This is a genomic window from Microcoleus sp. PH2017_08_TRC_O_A (assembly GCF_020738665.1).
GTDB lineage: Bacteria > Cyanobacteriota > Cyanobacteriia > Cyanobacteriales > Microcoleaceae > Microcoleus.
In genome coordinates, this window is record NZ_JAEQCE010000048.1 from 1 (window position 1) to 18,406 (window position 18,406).

At 45.2% G+C, this 18,406-nt stretch carries 15 protein-coding genes; 9 read left to right on the plus strand and 6 right to left on the minus strand.

The genetic code is table 11. From position 1 onward, the window contains the following. Together JGK22_RS17920 and JGK22_RS17925 are read left to right on the plus strand one after the other, a co-directional pair. Positions 1 to 2,667, plus strand: a 2,667-nt coding sequence (locus JGK22_RS17920; RefSeq protein WP_293313339.1) for an Ig-like domain-containing protein, incomplete at its 5' end; no start/stop codon positions are given. A 126-nt stretch (positions 2,668 to 2,793) separates the two neighbouring features. Beyond that, the gene (locus tag JGK22_RS17925) at positions 2,794 to 4,344 is read left to right on the plus strand and encodes an ATP-binding protein (protein WP_293193460.1); all 1,551 of its coding nucleotides are present in this window, start codon (positions 2,794 to 2,796) and stop codon (positions 4,342 to 4,344) included. 538 nt (positions 4,345 to 4,882) lie between these two features. On the opposite strand, the gene JGK22_RS17930 is transcribed toward JGK22_RS17925, so the two are convergent. Then, positions 4,883 to 7,369, minus strand: a complete 2,487-nt coding sequence (locus JGK22_RS17930; protein ID WP_293313340.1) for a GH116 family glycosyl hydrolase — start codon at positions 7,367 to 7,369, stop codon at positions 4,883 to 4,885. 99 nt (positions 7,370 to 7,468) lie between these two features. Between JGK22_RS17930 and JGK22_RS17935 the strand changes: the two genes are divergently transcribed. From JGK22_RS17935 to JGK22_RS17945, 3 genes are all read left to right on the plus strand, one after another. Beyond that, positions 7,469 to 8,521: a DUF262 domain-containing protein gene (locus JGK22_RS17935; protein ID WP_293178615.1), complete on the plus strand. Its 1,053-nt coding sequence runs from the start codon at positions 7,469 to 7,471 to the stop codon at positions 8,519 to 8,521. Between the two features lie 23 nt (positions 8,522 to 8,544). After that, positions 8,545 to 9,180: a hypothetical protein gene (locus JGK22_RS17940; protein WP_293218760.1), complete on the plus strand. Its 636-nt coding sequence runs from the start codon at positions 8,545 to 8,547 to the stop codon at positions 9,178 to 9,180. Positions 9,181 to 9,242: 62 nt separating this feature from the next. Further along, a complete protein-coding gene (locus tag JGK22_RS17945) occupies positions 9,243 to 9,527 on the plus strand; it encodes a hypothetical protein (protein ID WP_293218762.1) in 285 nt (94 codons plus the stop codon). A 24-nt stretch (positions 9,528 to 9,551) separates the two neighbouring features. Here the strand turns inward: JGK22_RS17945 and JGK22_RS17950 are convergent, their stop codons facing one another. Together JGK22_RS17950 and JGK22_RS17955 are read right to left on the minus strand one after the other, a co-directional pair. Beyond that, the gene (locus JGK22_RS17950; RefSeq protein WP_293218764.1) at positions 9,552 to 10,157 is read right to left on the minus strand and encodes a Uma2 family endonuclease; all 606 of its coding nucleotides are present in this window, start codon (positions 10,155 to 10,157) and stop codon (positions 9,552 to 9,554) included. Positions 10,158 to 10,390: 233 nt separating this feature from the next. Next, positions 10,391 to 10,936: a gamma carbonic anhydrase family protein gene (locus tag JGK22_RS17955; RefSeq protein ID WP_293213054.1), complete on the minus strand. Its 546-nt coding sequence runs from the start codon at positions 10,934 to 10,936 to the stop codon at positions 10,391 to 10,393. Between the two features lie 105 nt (positions 10,937 to 11,041). On the opposite strand from JGK22_RS17955, the gene JGK22_RS17960 reads away from it, so the two are divergent. Further along, positions 11,042 to 11,551, plus strand: coding sequence for a TIGR02652 family protein (locus tag JGK22_RS17960; protein WP_293178626.1), 510 nt, complete (start codon positions 11,042 to 11,044; stop codon positions 11,549 to 11,551). Positions 11,552 to 11,741: 190 nt separating this feature from the next. After that, complete coding sequence (locus JGK22_RS17965) at positions 11,742 to 12,194, plus strand: VOC family protein (RefSeq protein ID WP_293178629.1); 453 nt, start codon at positions 11,742 to 11,744, stop codon at positions 12,192 to 12,194. Between the two features lie 462 nt (positions 12,195 to 12,656). On the opposite strand, the gene ctpB is transcribed toward JGK22_RS17965, so the two are convergent. Next, complete coding sequence (gene ctpB, locus JGK22_RS17970) at positions 12,657 to 13,976, minus strand: carboxyl-terminal processing protease CtpB (protein WP_293178632.1); 1,320 nt, start codon at positions 13,974 to 13,976, stop codon at positions 12,657 to 12,659. 196 nt (positions 13,977 to 14,172) lie between these two features. Here ctpB and JGK22_RS17975 point away from each other — a divergent pair, with 196 nt between their 5' ends. Next, on the plus strand, positions 14,173 to 15,012 hold the full coding sequence (locus tag JGK22_RS17975; RefSeq protein WP_293178635.1) for a hypothetical protein: 840 nt from the start codon (positions 14,173 to 14,175) through the stop codon (positions 15,010 to 15,012). A 40-nt stretch (positions 15,013 to 15,052) separates the two neighbouring features. On the opposite strand, the gene JGK22_RS17980 is transcribed toward JGK22_RS17975, so the two are convergent. After that, positions 15,053 to 15,625, minus strand: coding sequence for a pseudouridine synthase (locus JGK22_RS17980; RefSeq protein ID WP_293178638.1), 573 nt, complete (start codon positions 15,623 to 15,625; stop codon positions 15,053 to 15,055). 360 nt (positions 15,626 to 15,985) lie between these two features. Here JGK22_RS17980 and wecB point away from each other — a divergent pair, with 360 nt between their 5' ends. Further along, positions 15,986 to 17,101, plus strand: a complete 1,116-nt coding sequence (gene wecB, locus JGK22_RS17985) for a UDP-N-acetylglucosamine 2-epimerase (non-hydrolyzing) (protein WP_293178641.1) — start codon at positions 15,986 to 15,988, stop codon at positions 17,099 to 17,101. A gap of 154 nt (positions 17,102 to 17,255) precedes the next feature. Here wecB and JGK22_RS17990 read toward each other — a convergent pair whose 3' ends face one another. Then, positions 17,256 to 18,251, minus strand: coding sequence for a TPM domain-containing protein (locus tag JGK22_RS17990; protein WP_293178644.1), 996 nt, complete (start codon positions 18,249 to 18,251; stop codon positions 17,256 to 17,258). Positions 18,252 to 18,406 lie beyond the last annotated feature (155 nt).

The window sequence follows — 18,406 nt, forward strand, 5'->3', positions numbered from 1 at the left end:
GCCCCCGGAGTCTTGGGCAACGACAGCGACCCCAACAGCGATCCGTTGACTGCCAAACTGGTAACATTACCCAAAAACGGCAAGGTCAATTTCAACGCTAACGGTTCCTTTAGCTATACTCCCAATCCGGGTTTTGTCGGCTTGGAGGAATTTAGCTACAACATCAGTGACGGGGCATCCACCTCTGCGGAGACTCCGGTAAAGATCAATGTCACCAATCAGCCACCGCAGGCAAATAGCGACAGCTACACCATTCCCCGCGACAAGACACTCAATATTTCAGCCCCTGGACTCTTGGCTAATGACATCGACTCCGACGGCGACTTTCTAACCGCCAAACTTGATGCAGCCCCCAACAACGGCAAGGTAAATTTCAAGGCTGACGGTTCCTTCAGCTATACTCCCAATCAAGGTTTTGTTGGTACAGACAAGTTCAGTTACAACATTTCTGACGGGGTATTAACGTCTGCTTCGGTGCCGGTCAATATCAATATCATCAACCGATCGCCGATCGCCAATCCAGACAGTTACAGTACATTGGATAGCAGTGTTCTCAACGTGGATGCGATCGCGGGCGTCTTGGCCAATGACATCGATCCGGATGGCAACCCGCTGACAGCCGCCCCGGTTGCTTTGCCCAACAAAGGCAATCTCATATTAAATAAAAACGGCTCTTTTACTTATACTCCCAATACTGGCTTCTCGGGAACAGACAGCTTTACATACAACCTTAATGACGGAATCCTTGAGTCTTCGCCCGTTGCGGTGAACATTAGCGTCAAGAGTGCAGGCGCGTTTAACTTCAGTACCGCTAACTACACTGCCAGGGAAAACGGTACTGCTGCCACAATTACTGTCATTCGCACAAATACTGATGTTGCTGCTGATGTGAGTTACAGTACGTCGAACGGCACTGCTAATGCTGGCAACGATTATACTGCTGCATCGGGTAGGCTGAATTTTGCGATCGGCGAAACTCAGAAAACTTTTACTGTACCAATTATTGACGACTCCTTAATAGAAGGCGATGAAACTGTTAATCTCAGCTTGAGTTTGCCTAGCAATGGTGCGATTTTGGGAACGAATTCTACTGCTATTTTGACTATTTTAGATTATACTCCGACGCCAACTCCCATTCCGACTCCCATTCCGACTCCAACTCCGACGCCAACTCCGATCGCAATTCCGACTCCCACGCCAGCGGAAACTCCAACTCCGACGCCGATCGCAATTCCGACTCCGACGCCAGCGGAAACTCCGACTCCGACGCCAACTCCGATCGCAATTCCGACTCCGACGCCAGCGGAAACTCCCACTCCGACGCCAGCGGAAACTCCGACTCCCACGCCAGCGGAAACTCCGACTCCCACGCCGATCGCAATTCCCACTCCGACGCCGATCGCACCCATTCGCACGCCGATCGCAATTCCGACTCCGACGCCAGCGGAAACTCCCACACCGACACCAACGCCTGGAGAAATGCCGATCGTTCCCATCGCACCTCTACCAACCGAAACCCCAACACCTGCGGTAATTTTTACTGCTGTTGAAGACTGTATGTGCGATCGAATCAATTTACCCGATCGCACAGCCATGGACGGCCCCAACATCACTGCAAACACCCTCAACGGTACTGACGGTAAAGATACTCTCACCGGCAGCGATATTAATGACAGCATCAACGGTTTTAGCGGCAACGACTTGCTAATTGGCTTATTCGGCAGAGACAATATTTACGGCGGCCTTGCTAGCCCAGTTGCTGTGGGCGCTGATGCAGACAGCGACACAATATTTGGCAACGAAGATAACGACTACATTGTCGGGGAGGCTGGGAATGATGTTATTTATGCGGGCAAAGATGACGATCTGGCGATCGCAGGCAAAGATGATGACATAGTGTGGGGCGACAAAGGCAACGATACCTTGTTTGGCGATCGAGGTAATGACAGTTTATTTGGTGGCACTTCTGACTCATCTGATGGCGATTTAACAGGAAAAGATTTGCTGTTTGGGGATAAGGGCAACGACCTTTTATACGGGCAAGAAAGCGAAGATACTCTTGTTGGTGGCGATGGCAATGACACCATCCACGGCGGCAAAGATAACGATCTAATTTGCGGCGAATCAGGCAACGATTTGCTGTTTGGAGATTTGGGAAGTGACACCATCTGCGGTGGCGACGGCGACGATACAATTTTCGGAGATATTGACAATATTCCGACGGATGGTAGCAGTCAAAAAGATTATTTGTGCGGCGGTAGTGGCAACGATCTAATTTTTGGTGATGAAGATGCGGATAAATTGTGCGGCGGTGAGGGTAAGGATACTCTTTATGGTGGCAAGGGTAATGATACTTTGATTGGAGGAAGTGGTGACGACTGGTTGATTGGAGATTTAGGAAAAGATACGCTGCAAGGGGGAAGCGGGCGCGATTACTTTTTGTTGACTGCGGGAGAAAGTGGCGATGTAATAGCTGATTTTAGGCAAGGTGAGGATTTATTGGTTTTGACGGGAGGCTTAAATGTCGATCGACTCAGCATAGTTCAAGATGGCGGTGCAACCTTAATCAAAATTGCCAACACAGATAAAATCTTAGCGACTCTCAACGGCGTGCAAGCTAATTTCATCACCCAACAAGATTTTAGAGTAATTGAGTTGGGTTTGTAGATTGAAGATAGCCGTTGAAACCGCTTCGAGGGTGCAAAATCGAATTTGCTGACGCTTGGGGGCGATCGGCATTCCGACAACCGCAAGCTAAACTAAAAGCAACCCCTGATTCACCCCAATTTAGCTATGCCTAGATGGTTCAATACCGCCGGCCCCTGCCGTGCTGATATCCACTATATGCTGTCTGCAACCAGTCGCGTCCCCAACCTAGAACGACTGATAGCCCAGGAAAACTATTTCGTCATCCACGCACCCCGACAAATCGGCAAAACCACTGCCATGTTGTCTTTAGCCAAACAACTCACTGAAAGCGGACAATATACCGCTGTCATGCTGTCAGTTGAAGTGGGCGCACCTTTCAGTCAAGATATTCCTGGTGCTGAAGATGCTATTCTCGGTGCTTGGAGGCGAGCACTTTCTATCAGATTACCCCAAGAGTTACAACCTATAGCTTGGTCTTCATTAGAAGCCGGACACCGCATCGGCGATGCACTCAGTCTTTGGGCTGAATCTTCCCCTCGTCCTTTAGTTATTTTGATTGATGAAATTGATGCCTTACAAGACCTTGCTTTAATCTCTATTCTACGTCAATTACGCGATGGTTATCCCAATCGTCCAAACGCTTTTCCTCAATCAGTTGGTTTAATTGGTTTGCGAGATGTGAGAGATTATAAAGTGGCGGCAGGTGGCAGTGACAGGCTCAATACTTCTAGTCCATTTAATATTAAAGTTCGTTCCCTCACTATGCGGAATTTTAATGCTGCTGAAGTGGTAGAACTCTACAATCAACATACAGAAGATACCGGACAAGTTTTTACAACAGAAGCCTCAGCTTTAGCTTTTGAATTGACTCAGGGACAACCTTGGTTAGTGAATGCGTTAGCTAAAGAAATTGTAGAAGAGTTAGTCACTGATGAATCAATAGAAATTACAGCAGAGCATATTTTAACCGCTAAAGAGATTCTGATTAAACGACAAGATACGCATTTAGATAGTTTAGCAGAAAAACTCAGAGAAAACCGAGTCAAAGCCATTATCGAACCGATTTTAGCCGGACGAGAATTGCCCGAATCTTCCAATGACGATCGCCAATATTTGGTAGACTTGGGTTTACTCAGACGCGATCCGGCTGGGGGGCTAGTCATCGCCAATCCGATTTATCGAGAAGTTTTACCGCGAGTTTTAGCCCAAGGCCCCCAAGATAGTTTACCGATTATCAGTCCCAGTTGGTTGGGCGCCAACGGAGAATTAAACACAGATGCCCTTCTCAAGGCCTTTCTCGCCTTTTGGCTGCAACATGGCGAACCGTTGCTCAAAAGTGCATCTTATCCCGAAATTGCGCCACATTTGGTGTTGATGGCGTTTCTGCATCGGGTGATTAACGGTGGGGGAACGTTAGAGAGAGAATATGCCATTGGGCGCGATCGCATGGATCTGTGTTTGCGCTATGGTGAGGTGACATTGGGAATTGAACTGAAGGTGTGGCGGAATAGGAAAGTCGATCCTTTGAGTAAAGGTTTGGAACAGTTGGATGGGTATTTAGCTAGATTGGGACAAGATAAAGGTTGGTTGGTAATCTTCGATCGCAGAGACAATGCACTAGAATTGGAAGAACGGCTGAAAACTGAAATTCATGCTAGTCCATTGAACCGGGAGATTACAGTTATTCGTGCGTGATGATTTCTTCTGCAAGTTTAGAGAGTTATAAAATGTTCAAAAAACTTTATGGTAACAGAAAATTGTCTAAGCTTGCGAAAGGTATGTTGTTGGGCTTTAGCCCTCTTAGAGTAGTGATTATAGTGATTATATAGCAATACAGTTGACTTAGGAATGAGAATTAAATAACTTACAATTTGATGGTTTTTGTGGGATGGGCGGGAGAGCCCGTCCTTTATGAACGGGCTCTCCCGCCCATTCCACTTTCCTTGTATAAATTATTTAATTTGCGATCCTTAAGAAAAATCTGACTTGCCAAAAATGCCTGTATTGGCAGAAAATCGTCATATAAAATTATTCAAAAAGCGTTAAATAAACCGTATTAGATTATATAGTAAGCGAGGTCGCATCAAAAACTCCATTTACAATCATACCTCATGTTTATGATAAATGCTATAGCCTTTATCATAAAGGTGAGGCATGACTGATAGCTTATAGAACCTCTTAAATCCCGAGGGCTAAAGCCCAACAACGTACCTAATTTTATCGCACCAATGCCCTATTTAAAACCAGTCAACACCCCATAAATTGCCCAAATCGCCATCGCCCGCAAATAGTGACTCGCCCGAAAAGTCCCCCCAGCCGTAATCGCTTCCGGCGTCCGAAACTGCAACCCATTCTCATAAATCTGCTTCACCACCACATCCGTCAACTTAAACGCCTTATCCTCCATTCCCATCTGTACCAAAAAAGCCGCCAACCCAAAATTAATCCCCGTCCAAACTTCCAAAGGATGAGTCGCATTCGGATTTTCCGGCGAACCGTTCAACATCACCCCATTCGCCGCACCAAACTCACCATCATTGAACTTCAAAAAGCAAGATTCATACACAGTTTCTAAAGCGCTGACTGCACATTCAGGCGGCACAATATCCGGCAATCCCAACAGTTTTGCGTAAAATTGACCGCACAATTGGTCGGCCATCACCACTTCCGAATTACTCTCGCTGTCCAAACGGTAATATTGACCGTTCCACAGTTTTTCTTGATAGCTAGGTCTTGCTTGTAGCAGCCAACTGTGATATAATGCAATCTTCTCTTGCGGATTCGGAAGTATATCCGGTGCTGCATCTTCTAAGATTTCGCCGATCGCGATCGCACTTTCCAGCGCCGCCAACCACAAACCGCCGCAATACGCACTAATCCCCCGCATTTGCCAATCATCAAACGTCTGATCCGGCGCACCCGAATTCTCAGGAATGCCATCCCCATCCTCATCAAAAGTTTTCAGATAAGCCAAAGCCTCAACAATCGCCGGCCAACACTCTTGCAAAAACTCACAATCTGTGCCACCAGTCAACAGGAAATCCCGATAAACCTGCAACACAAAATCGCAAGGTAAATCCTTCCACAAATTGCAATCTTGATAGCTAGTATAATTCGTTTTTTCCCAAGGATGTTCGTTGGGAGCACCCAAATCGTGCGGCGTCGCACCGACAGCTTTTCTAATCGCCGCAGCTTGATTCCAACCAATAACTCGCGGAGTATCGTCACCCGCAGAAATTGCCCTAGCAAAGGCAATCATGACAGACTTTTCTAATTCAGGCCACAGCATCAATAAAGCAAAAGAACCGTAAAGCCGCACGTCCAAACTTTCGTACCAGCGGTAATCAATACACTCCAAAACCCCAAATTGACCCTTCGGATCGCGTTCATCTGCTGCACTCCAGAGACTACCGCCCTGAGTTAAAATGTACAATTCATTAAACAGCGCCATTTTAAAACTATCTGACAAATCAGTCCGTTCTAAAATCGGTTTTTGCCAAGCTTCAATATTTTCGCGCCAAGTATCCGAATGCTTCATCGCCGTGCGAATAATCGGCCAGACATTTTTGCCATTGCGCCCGAAGAAATCGGTATAACGGCGGTAGTAAGAAACTCCCGATGCAAATTCAGTAACGGGCAAATCCCAAGCTATGATAAAGGGGATTTTGCGAGTTTTTCCTGGTCTAACTGTAAACCGAACTGCGATCGCACAAGCTAACTGTTCTCCTGGGGCGGCGGCTGTCTCGTCTCTGTCATCCAACAAGAAACCTTGTTGAGAAAAGTGCCGCCAAATATCCTCGCCGTCCCCTGCGGGATTCCAGCGAGTTTGATAGAATACTTCTACCGCCGGATTGGTAATAGTTGCGATCGCCCATTGTCCATCTCCTTCTTGTGGCCGATCGTCAGCAGTCAGCCGCGTCATCACGCAACCAAAACGGTGAAAATCTTCCACCAACAAATTCATATTTCCGCCACTTTCTCCCCACCGGGATTTATAGTCATAAAATGGACTGCCATCATCTCGCACCTTCACGGGAACCCCCCCGTACCCCCCCTTACTAAGGGGGGGCTGGGGGGGTACAGCATTAGTAAACCAGCCGACAATATTCTCCCAAGTTAGCATGATGCTGAGAGTAATCGGCGCATCTGTCGGATTGTGCGCTACCCATTCAAACATGGCAACTGGGTAACTGCTTTCTTGATAATTGTTCGGCAATATTGGAGAAAATTGCTCGCAGCTTAATTGAGCTTCAAACACATTTTCGTAAACATACCAACTGCGCGGATATAAAGCATGATAACTACCAGAATTATACTTGCATCCCGTTACTTCTTCTTGCTCTTCTCTTCTTCCTTCTTCCTTCTTACTTCTTCCTTCAGAAGGATACCATTGCCAACTAGATAAACTGCCATCTGTAGGCGGTTCGGTTGACAGTGCATAGGCTTGTTTTTTGCCTTTTGTTTCTTCAAATATACTGAACTGACAAGCTGGTAAACTGCGAAAAATGTGCTCGCCGCCGTCGATGTGCCAGAGGTTGAAATCACCTCGGGGCGATCGCCCGATGCAGCCTGCACCGAAGCCACCCAGAGGCATTCCGTGCCAGGGCCCGTCGTCGAGATTGCTTGCGTAGCGGACTGTATAGGGATTGTCCCAACCGAGGCCGATGGCGCGTTTCCAGGTGTGTGGAGGAATGTTTGAATTGGATGTGCGATCGTTCATGATTTGATTTTGGTGGCAAGGGCGATCGGTGCAAGTGTCGCAGAGCCTTAATAGTATATAATTGAAATTAACAGTTTACCCTACTGCGGAACAAGTCAGATGAGTCGAGCCATAAATTTTCAAACTGTTTCTTGGTTTTGGGATCTCTACACAAGAGGTCTACTTGACCTTGAGCCACCTTATCAAAGACGCAGTGTTTGGAATCAAGAATATAAAGACTTTTTCATTGATACTGTACTTAATGGATATCCTGCCCCTGCTATCTTTTTGTATCAAGAAATCACATCTGAAGGCAGATCTAAGTATAGTGTTGTTGATGGCAAACAAAGGTTATCTACTTTATTTGAGTTTGCTGAGAATAAATTTCCGGTAAGTGAACAAGCAACTTTGACAAGACTGACAGGTAAATCTTTCAAAGACTTAGAAAACGAAGTCAAGCAAAATTTTTGGAAATATCAGTTTGCTGTTGAATATGTCCCATCCGACGATGAACGAATCATCAATGATATATTTAACCGAATCAACCGTAATGTGATCAAGTTAACACGTCAAGAACTGCGTCATGCAAAGTTCAATGGCGGATTTATCACTACTGTAGAAGATTTAACTGACTGGATAGCTGCAATTCTCCCACCAAGCTTTCCCTTAATTCCTGCAAAAGACAAAAAACAAATGAAAGATGTAGAGTTTGTGACTCTACTTTTATTGTTTCTAGAAGAAGGAGTTAAGTCTTATCGTCAGGATGATTTGGATAAAGCTTTTAACGATCGAGATTTAGCTTGGGAGGAGCAAGATGAAATAGCATCTGAATTTAAACAAGTTATAGAATTAATAAAAGACTTGTTAGATGTTTCGCCTAAAGATATAAATTTATGCAAAACAAAACTCAAAAATCAAGCTGACTTTTATTCATTTTTTGGCGCGATCGCAGAATTAAAGCGTGAAAAATCATTAAATATAACAGCCGATGTCTGCCAGAGAATTTACGAATTGATGGAATTAGTAAAATCTCCTGAATTAGCAATAAAAACTCAAGAAGCTCAAGCTTATTATGAGGCAATCACAACTTCATTGGGTTCATCAGGAATTGAAAAAACTAAAACTAGAATTAATATCTTAAAATTATTGATTTCAGGAAATACTAATTTGTAATCAATCTGTAAAATATCGAATTTATGATTTATCCTTCTATTTTAGACCGCCAATATGAACAATATCTTCCCTTCGTCCAAGAGGTTGCAAAGCTAGTAAAAGAAACAATGCTAAATTTTTGTGACAACAAGGGATATGCACTGACTTCTAGAATTAAAACTATTGAATCTTTAGCAGAAAAAATTGAGACAGGTAGATTTGAAAAATGGTCAAAACTAGATGACTTATTTGGTTGTACAGTCATTATCCCAAATTTATCACAAGAAAAAGAGGTAATTAAATTTTGTCAAGATACTTTTCAGGTTACTCAAACAGTCAAAAGAGGACAGAATAAAAAATCTCCCGATACTTTTAAATTTGATTCAACTAGAATTTATGCCCGCTTAAAAAGTGTAGATGATAGCAATATCGATAATTTTTTGAGTATTTTTAATGTCATCTTTGAAATTCAAATAAAAAGTGCTTTTGAACACGCATGGGCAGTTTCAACCCACGATCTAGTTTATAAAGGTTCGGAAATTGACTGGAAGAAACTCCGTTTAGCAGCACAAATAAAAGCGATTGTTGAACAGCTAGATACAATGATTCTGGCATTTGAACAAATATCTCCTGCTATACAAGAAAGTGAGGATCCTGAAACAAAAAAAAGCGTCAACTAGCTATTGCTACTCAAGAACTATTCCAGCGAGAAAAAATTCCCGAAGAACTTAAGCCCAAAGATATGACCCGTTTTTGCGATAATTTATATGGTATTCTTGTCAGGGCTGGAAAAGTGGATAAAGTTCAAGAGGTTATTAAGTGTATTACAAAAAAAATTAATTCAACTCCCAGCAAGCAAATTCCCAGAAGTATCTCCCTATTACAGTATTTTTTGGCGATTTTAGTAGAAGCAGAAATTATTATTTTGCCTTTAGATAACTATTATTTTCATATAACATCAGAATTGCTTACGCTTTATCCAATTTTTCAGAACAACGTTGATTTGATTTTTGAATACGATCTTTGATAATTTTAACACAAACCCGATCGCCTAACGGGGCAAAATATCATCTAATCGAAGTTGCAAACTCTTTAACAGAGGAGAAATAATCCGTTCACCCATGCGAAATTGTTGTTTGGCATAATCTTGATCGATTAGTTGACAAACGGTGACAGTAGGTTGTTTCGGTTTACCGATAAAAGCCAAGCCTCCCAATCCGCGATAATCAACAATCCAATATTCTGGAATTCCTAAAAGAGCATATTCTTCAACTTTTCGGGCATAATCTGTTTCCCAGTTAGTGCTGACGACTTCTACTGCCAATTTAATCGATCGCCCCAGCGTGATTACAGGTTCTCTTTCCCAGAGGGGTTCGCTGACAAGGGCAGTTTCATCTAACACTACAATATCGGGACGGCGGGCAGTAGCTGCGTCGGAAAATGGACGGATCAAACAAGTGCGGGGAATGAACCAAGGTAGTTTTTCTGCTGCGATCGCAATTACTATTTGAGCTACCAGTTTACCACTGACGGTTTCGTGGGGGCCTGTGGGTGACCTGTCAACTAATTCTCCGTCAGCAAGTTCGTAGCGGGGGTTGTCACAGTATCGATCGACAAATGCTTCAAAGGTGAGGATTTTTTGCGCGGTGTAAGCCATTAGAAATCAATACTTTTTTGCTTGATTTTAATTACTTTAGTTTAGCATTCTTCTCGAATAAAACTAACCCGGAGATCCCCCCTAGCCCCCCTTAATAAGCAGGGGACAAGAAATATTCTCAAAGTCCCCCTTCTTAAGGGGGATTTAGGGGGATCTAGACTTCGATAAAAACGAGAGAGACAGAGGGTTTCAGTTTTAAGTTGACATGAATGTTGAAAATCTTATTCTATCAACTAACCAAATCCCAAATCAGTTCCTTTTCCCGCGTGAACCAAAGCCAACTTTTCGTAACGCTTGGCGTGTTCCACCAACTCCGCAGATTCCTCTTCAGACAAGTCTCGCAGCCGCTTGGCAGGCACTCCAGTCACTAGCGTGTGAGGGGGAACATCCTTCGTCACAACCGCCCCTGCACCGACGATCGCACCTGTGCCGACTCTCACTCCGTCCAGGACGATCGCCCCAATCCCGATCAAACAGCCCCGTTCAATGTAAGCTGAATGAATGACCGCTCGATGTCCTACTGTCACAAAATCTTCTAAAACAGTCGGTTTCCCCGGATCGCCGTGTAGAATTGCTCCATCTTGGATATTGGTACTTTTGCCGATCGCAATTCGTTCTACATCCCCCCGCACCACCGCCCCGTACCAGATACTAGCGCCCGCAGCCACCTCTACCCTGCCGATGACAACAGCGCCCTCAGCGACAAAAGCAGCTTCGGAGAGATCCGGCAATGGCCAATAGGCAGGAAGTGCAAGCAGAGGTTCGTTGAGATTGCTCATCTTTTTGGTCGATCGTGATACTTCTAGCAGATTAGCTGGTTGTTGATACGGGATATAATAAGACTATTTGCCACTTTTGCAGATAAATATGCTGGGACGCAATAAATGATTGAAGTTGCCTTGCAATACCCGATGTTTGGCCCGGAAATTCAGTGTCCACACTGTCGCCAAACAATTCCGGCTTTAACACTCACGGATACCTATTTGTGTCCGCGTCACGGGGCATTTGAGGCAGATCCAAAAACGGGGGAACTGGTTCACCTTCAGTCTGGGCGACACTGGCGCCGCTGGGAGGATGAATGGTATCGCCAGCACACTCACCCTGACGGAATTCGGTTTGAAATTCACGAAGCGCTCGATCGACTTTATACTCAAGGGTACCGAGCAACTCGCGTCATCGTTGCCCAACGTTATCGAGACTTAATCAGCGCTTATTTGGAACGCAGCACGCCTTGGCGGGGCCAGCCGGATTCGCCACGCCCGAGGCTGTACGGTTTACCTGTGGATTTTAGCCCCGATCCCCAAGAGGAACCTTGCTGGGAAGTGATTAATTTTGATTTGGAAAAAGAGCCGGGAGTTCCAATTAGATATCCCTATTTTCGATTGTTTGAATAGTCCGTTGTCCGTTGTCCGTTGTCCGTTGGCAGTAGTTATTAGTTTATTAATTTCTTAGTAGTAGGTGACAAATAACATAGGATAAATAATAAGTGCCAACTACCAATTGACAACTACCAATTGACAACTGCCAACTATCAACTGCCAACTGTCAACTATCAACTGTCAACTATCAACTGTCAACTGCCAAATGCACCACGCCTCGATTCGCACTGCTAACATTCATCGGGCGATCGCCTTTTACGAACAGTTAGGCTTTACTGTGAGCGATCGCTTTACCACAGGTTACACCCTAGCCTGTTGGATGGAAGGTCTCAACGGACGCATCGAACTCATCCAAATTCCGGAACCAAAACCCGCACCGGATGCTTTCGGTGACGAGCATTATGTTGGATATTATCATTTATCTTTCGATTTGACTGAGGCGACAACTGATTTGCCGAGTTGGTTGCAGTCTCTCAAACAGCGGTTTGAGGAAGCAGCTAAAGACGAACCAAATCAGTTTCAAGCTTTGAAAGTTTTATTAGAACCGACTCAACAGGCGATCGGGCAAAATGTTTATGAAGTAGCTTTTATTGCTGATACCGACGATTTGCCCTTAGAGTTTATCCGGCGTCTTAATTCTATCAATTCTGAAAAGTAGGAAAACGGCATTGCCGTGTCCGACCCAGGAGTTAGGACTTTTAACTTTGTTTGATAGCATCATTCAATCGTAGATATTAGATGCAACAAAGCACGAGCCATTAATATCATGTCCTGTCAATTAGCATCACAAAAACCGTTCGTAGTGCGGACTTCAGTCCGCTATACGGCTGCGGACTGATATCAAATCCGGTAGCATCGGAATAATATATTTGAATTATGTAGTGCGAGCGTCTCGCTCGCGATCTATGTCGCGAGCGAGACGCTCGCACTATATAATTCCGATGCACCCGGAAACGATATGAAGTCCGCACTACGAACCAATCTTACTGGCTGCGGACTGAAGTCCGCACTACGAACTAATCTTACAGTGATTAATCGATGCAATCAATTCTTGACAAAACAAAACCCGCCGGTGCGGGTTTCATCTTAAAACTAATTGTTATTGTCTGACGGTGTTCAACTACTTTTTAGGAGCAAGAGCCTCATTACCAACAGTGGGACGTACCGATGCAGCGCTAGTTTTCAAAAGTGCGATCGCCTGCGCGTAGCAAGGATCGTCCTTCGTCGCAACCAACGTCGGTTTATTAGCTAATTTCAGCTTTTGTTCGTCGCTAACTTCCACCTTGACATCGGGAGTAACGCCCTTGTGACTGATATCCGTACCGTTGGGAGTATAGTAGTGGGCGATCGTCACCGCCAATCCCGAACCGTCAGACAAAGGATGCGTAGACTGCACCAAAGCTTTGCCAAAAGTTTGGCCGCCCATCACAGTGGCGCGCTTGTTGTCCTTCAGCGCACCGGCCAAAATCTCGCTGGCGCTGGCCGAGTTGTTGTCCACCAACACCACCAAAGGCTTGTTAGTGATTGCAGTGCGGTTGGCCCGCATTTCCTGAGAATCTCCCGCACGATAGACTGTACGGACGATCGCCCCAGAATCCATCCACATCTGCGCGATATCAATGCTCACCGACAGCAACCCGCCGGGATTACCCCGCAAATCCAACACAAAAGCGTCAGCTTTCTGCTCCGAGAGATTTTTAATCGCCCGCTGCATTTGTTCGCCCGCGTGGGAGCTAAACTCTTGCAAGCGGATATAACCGACATTCTTGTCAGCTTCCTTCTTAAGGCTGTAGCGAACCGCTGCTACCTCAATTTTCGCCCTAGTCAGAGTAATATCAAACTCGCTTTTGCCCTGACGAGCAATCCGCAGCGTGACTTTCGTGCCTTCGGCACCCCGAATTATTTGAGCCGCATCCGCGACAGTCATACCTTTGGTAGGTTTGCCGTCAATCACCAAAATCGTATCGCCAGCTTGAATCCCTGCCTTCAGGGCTGGGGAATTTTCCATCGGCTCAACTACCGTGATCGCTTTCGTTTTCTCGTCTTCTTCGAGCCTCATCCCCACCCCTGTCAGTTCCCCGGAGATTTGACTCTTCAGCGCTTCGTACTGTTTCGGATCCATGAAGCGGGTGTAGGGGTCTTTTAATTTTTCTAGGGCATTGCGGAGGGCAGTGTAGGCAGCTTCGCGAGAAGTATAATTTTTGCTGAGCAATTCTTGGCGGGTAACTTGCCAGTCAGTCTTGTTAAAGGTTGGATCGACATAATCTCGGTTCACAATTTGCCAAGCTTCGTCTAAGACAGCTTTGGGGCTATCTTGAAGTTCGGCGCGGACTGACTGACTCAGACTGGGAACGAGTAAAGATATCGAAGCGGTTGTTGCCATCGCCCCAGTGAACAGGGCTGCCTGTAACTTAGAAAAGCGTCTGCGGGCTTGATTCATTGAATTTTGGCTCAATTCTATTTTTGATTGTTGATTTGAGATTTAAAATTGCTAAAAAATCTCAAACTACCACTTAAACTATGTTGTGGAGGCCATAGCATCCCTTTGGATAGTTTAACCAGCTTTATAGTCGATCGCCAACCAATCATTACTCTATTTTAATAAACTTAATTTAAAACTTGGATTTAAATGTCTCATGGAAACTAAAATCGAAAATTTTTCGCGTAAGTGGTTGAGTCTGCTCGTTAATGGAGTTATCGGTGCAGCAGCGCTGGCTGGAGTCATTACCATGCAGTCGATCGGGCAATTAGGCGGAATGACCTCAGTTGGCGTTGAGGAGCAAAAGCCGCTCTCTGCAATATCTGCTGCTAGTTTCAAGCAAGCCGCCCAGCAAGAAGCCCAGCAAGAAGCCCTGCGGCTGAAAATGCTCAAAAATCTCCCTAGTTTTGGGTTTGACAATTTAATTGCAGATTGGACATTTCTCAAATTTTTGCAGTATTTTGGCGATGACGAAGCACGAAATGTGACCGGCTACAATCTGGGCCAAGATTATTTTGACATAGTTACCCAGCGCGACCCCAGGTGGGCTGACATCTACCTGTTTCTGTCAACAGCCGTTTCTTTTTATCAGGGAAAACCTGAAACTGCTATTAAGTTCATCGAGCGGGGTACTAACGCCTTGTCGCCGCAAATTCATCCCCAAGCGTGGATAGTGTGGCGAACAAAAGGTCTTGATGAGTTACTGCTGTTGGGAGACATTCCCGAGTCAATTCGCTCTCACGAAATGGCTGCTGATTGGGTGGAAAAGACCCAGGAGGGGAAGAAATTGGCGCCGCTTTTTCGAGCAACTGCTGAGTTTTTGCGCCGAGATCCAGATAGCGTGTCGGTGCGGTTTAATGCTTGGAGCACGGTTTATTATCAAACAACTGATAAGTTGGTGCGTCAAAGGGCAAAACAAGCTCTTGTTAAGTTGGGAGCTCGGGTGCAAAAAGATCGGGATGGAAAGGAAAGTTTTAGTTTACCTTCCAGAAATTAGGGTGCACAATGCAGGCTCCTGATGCTGTTCTGTGCAAATCTTAAAATAGTTTGATTTCTGTTTGAGTTAATTCGCGCCATTCACCGGGTTTGAGGCCTTCCAGACGCAAATGCCCGATCGCGCTTCTCACCAGCCGCAGCGTCGGAAACCCCACTGCTGCCGTCATCCGGCGCACTTGTCGGTTGCGGCCTTCGGTGAGAGTCATTTCCAGCCAAGCTGTCGGAATGTGTTTGCGAAATCGAATCGGGGGTTCGCGGGGCGGCAATTCGGGTTCTGCGGACAATAATTGCACTTTTGCCGATCGAGTCCGATAATCTTGAATGGTGACACCAGTTTGCAAACGGGCGATCGCGCCTGCATCGGGAACCCCTTCGACTTGCACCAAGTAAGTGCGGGGATGAGCGAATTTCGGATCGCTGAGGCGGTGCTGCATTTGTCCGTCATCGGTTAACAGTAGCAAACCTTCACTATCGCGATCGAGTCTTCCCACCGCATAAACATCAGGAATCGGAATAAAATCTTTAAGAGTGCTGCGTTTAGTTTCCCCTGAATGGTCAGTGAACTGAGTTAAAACATCGTAAGGTTTGTAAAATAAAATGTATCGATATGGCATAATAAATTAAATTAAAGATTAAAAAACTCCAATGGTCGAGATAATTTTAACATTAAGTAGATTCGGATGAACTAACATTCTGCGCCCAAGCAATCATCTATTTATGTGCAGGTTCGCGTGCATACAAAAACATTGGATTATTGTGGGACAGGCATCCTGCCTGTTCTTGAAAGTAGTCAAAATGCGAGCATCAATAAACTTAACTATATTTTACCACAAAGAATTGGTTTAAAGCCGGAACCCTTGTAGGTAGAAATTAAAAGAAGACTATTCATTACTCCAATCCTCGGACTGCCAGGTAGAGTTCGCCCTCATCTGTCAACTGTCAACTGTCAACTGTCAACTGTCAACTGAATGAATATGCCCAAAACCATTCACCGCGTTTGCATAGTCTTAGGAACTCGCCCGGAAGCGATTAAACTAGCCCCAGTAATTCAACTGTTCAAAAAATCGCCAAACTTTGACACCCAAGTAATTTTAACCGGTCAGCACCGAGAAATGGTCGAGCAAGTGATGCAGATGTTCGACCTGAAAGCCGATCGAGATTTAGCCATTATGCAGCACCAGCAAAGCTTGACAGATATCACTTCCCGGAGTTTGCATGGTTTGGAAGCCTTGTTTAAAGAGTTGCAGCCAGAAATCGTCTTAGTACAGGGAGATACAACGACAGCCTTTGCCGCTGCCTTGGCTGCATTCTACCAAAAAATACCCGTAGGTCACGTAGAAGCCGGATTGCGGACTGACGACGTGTTCAATCCCTATCCCGAAGAAGCTAATCGGCGGTTGATTTCGCAGCTCACACGGCTGCATTTTGCCCCAACAGCGCTGGCTGCGGATAATTTAGTGCGATCGGGCGTTTTGGGAGAAATTCACCGTACAGGCAACACAGTCATCGACGCTTTGCTATCTGTCGCCAAACGCGAACCCGAATGCAACATTCCCAACTTAGATTGGAGCCAACATCGCACCATTTTAGCAACAGTACACCGCCGCGAAAATTGGGGCAAACCATTAGCAGGAATTGCCAAGGCATTTATTCAAATCTTAGATAAATTTCCCGACACAGCCTTGCTCTTACCACTACACCGAAATCCCACAGTCCGGGAACCATTAAAAGCTCTATTGGGCGACCATTCAAGAATCTTTTTAACAGAACCATTAGATTACGCAGAATTAGTAGGAGCGATGCAGAGAAGTCATTTAATCTTGACAGATTCAGGCGGATTGCAAGAAGAAGCACCGAGTTTGGGTAAGCCAGTTTTAGTATTGCGAGAAACCACAGAAAGGCCAGAAGCAGTTTCCGCAGGCACTGCTAAACTTGTCGGTACAAATTCTGATACAATTACAGCAAAAGCCGCAGAATTGCTGAGTGATTCTAAAGCTTACGACGCGATGGCAATGGCAATTAATCCCTTTGGCGACGGCTTAGCCTCCTCCCGAATTTTGAAAATAGTTACAGACTACTTTTCGGAGTAAAAGTTAATCCTAAAAAAGGTTTGTAGTGAGGACTTTAGTCCGCATCCATCCGAGGACTAAAGTCCTCACTACAAACCAATATGATTGTGGTCATTCTAGGGAAAATGTATAAATCAAGCTCAAATAGGGTGCGCCGAAGAGCACCTTACAACTATCAGTAATCCCCACCACCGCCACCACCCCCAGAGTCACCACCACCAAAGCTACCGCCCGAGTCGCTACTGCTGCTACTACTGTAATCGCTACTACTGCTACTGCTACTGCTACTGTAATCGTTACTACTGCTACCGTAACCGTTGGTGCTATTACCGCTGGTTCTATTACCGTAATGACGCCTGCGACTATTAGAAGAAGAGCGGGAACTGGACATAATAGACCGAATTATCCATCCTATCAATAACACAGGCAAGGCAAGGATTAAGAAAAATATGAACACGCCACCTGATGAGTTATCATCCGTAACAACTGGCGATTGAGCAGGTATTGGCGACGGTGTTACCCCTTGTCCTGGTACTATGGGAGCCAAAGGCAGCGTATTTTGAGATTGAGTATTTGCAGACGGTTGTACGCCTTGTCCTGGTACTATGGGAGCCAAAGGTAGCGCGTTTTGCGATCGCACATTTGCGATCGGAGTTTGCAAAACATTAACTAACGCCTTTGTCCCCGCCAATGTCCCCCCGTCAAAGTCTTGCTGTTTAAATTTGGGCGTAATTTCCGTTTGAATAATACTCACAGTTTTCGCATCCGGCAAAATGCCTTGAATCCCGGTACCAGTTTCAATCTGAACGCGGCGTTCCCCCGACGAAATCAACAATAAAACTCCGTTATTTTTACCTTTCTTGCCAATTCCCCAAGAGTTAAATAATTCTGTAGCAAATGCTTTGGGTGTCGCGGATGGCTTAGTATCAGGCACTGTCACCACTGCAATTTCTGAGCCATTTTTCGCCTCCAACTCCGCAATCACCTGATTTAGCTGAATTTCCGTGCTGTCGCTGAGAATATTTGCTTTATCTGTTACCCAAGTGTGATTTTGGCGTGGATTCGGTACTTCTTGTACAGTTATAGCTTGGCTGGCTACCGGAAATACAATTGCTGACAAGCACAGCAAACTGCTGAAAGTTATTAGTTTTTTCCTAGATTGTAAGTGCATCGTTTCAGTCTCGTGAATAAGTGCTAATTTGGAATTAAAATAGATATGTCCGCCTAAGTACCATTAAATAATTATCTCGCTTTTACGTCAATTCATATTATTCATAAGCTCGATTCATAAAAGTCATAAATTCAGGTGCTTGTGCGCCTTACATT

What these genes read in the sequence shown, in the direction of transcription:
- JGK22_RS17925 (WP_293193460.1), top strand. Translation starts at nt 2,794, where the DNA reads ATGCCTAGATGGTTCAATACCGCCGGCCCCTGCCGTGCTGATATCCAC.
- JGK22_RS17930 (WP_293313340.1), bottom strand. Translation starts at nt 7,369, where the DNA reads ATGAACGATCGCACATCCAATTCAAACATTCCTCCACACACCTGGAAA.
- JGK22_RS17935 (WP_293178615.1), top strand. Translation starts at nt 7,469, where the DNA reads ATGAGTCGAGCCATAAATTTTCAAACTGTTTCTTGGTTTTGGGATCTC.
- JGK22_RS17940 (WP_293218760.1), top strand. Translation starts at nt 8,545, where the DNA reads ATGATTTATCCTTCTATTTTAGACCGCCAATATGAACAATATCTTCCC.
- JGK22_RS17945 (WP_293218762.1), top strand. Translation starts at nt 9,243, where the DNA reads ATGACCCGTTTTTGCGATAATTTATATGGTATTCTTGTCAGGGCTGGA.
- JGK22_RS17950 (WP_293218764.1), bottom strand. Translation starts at nt 10,157, where the DNA reads ATGGCTTACACCGCGCAAAAAATCCTCACCTTTGAAGCATTTGTCGAT.
- JGK22_RS17955 (WP_293213054.1), bottom strand. Translation starts at nt 10,936, where the DNA reads ATGAGCAATCTCAACGAACCTCTGCTTGCACTTCCTGCCTATTGGCCA.
- JGK22_RS17960 (WP_293178626.1), top strand. Translation starts at nt 11,042, where the DNA reads ATGATTGAAGTTGCCTTGCAATACCCGATGTTTGGCCCGGAAATTCAG.
- JGK22_RS17965 (WP_293178629.1), top strand. Translation starts at nt 11,742, where the DNA reads ATGCACCACGCCTCGATTCGCACTGCTAACATTCATCGGGCGATCGCC.
- ctpB (WP_293178632.1), bottom strand. Translation starts at nt 13,976, where the DNA reads ATGAATCAAGCCCGCAGACGCTTTTCTAAGTTACAGGCAGCCCTGTTC.
- JGK22_RS17975 (WP_293178635.1), top strand. Translation starts at nt 14,173, where the DNA reads ATGGAAACTAAAATCGAAAATTTTTCGCGTAAGTGGTTGAGTCTGCTC.
- JGK22_RS17980 (WP_293178638.1), bottom strand. Translation starts at nt 15,625, where the DNA reads ATGCCATATCGATACATTTTATTTTACAAACCTTACGATGTTTTAACT.
- wecB (WP_293178641.1), top strand. Translation starts at nt 15,986, where the DNA reads ATGCCCAAAACCATTCACCGCGTTTGCATAGTCTTAGGAACTCGCCCG.
- JGK22_RS17990 (WP_293178644.1), bottom strand. Translation starts at nt 18,251, where the DNA reads ATGCACTTACAATCTAGGAAAAAACTAATAACTTTCAGCAGTTTGCTG.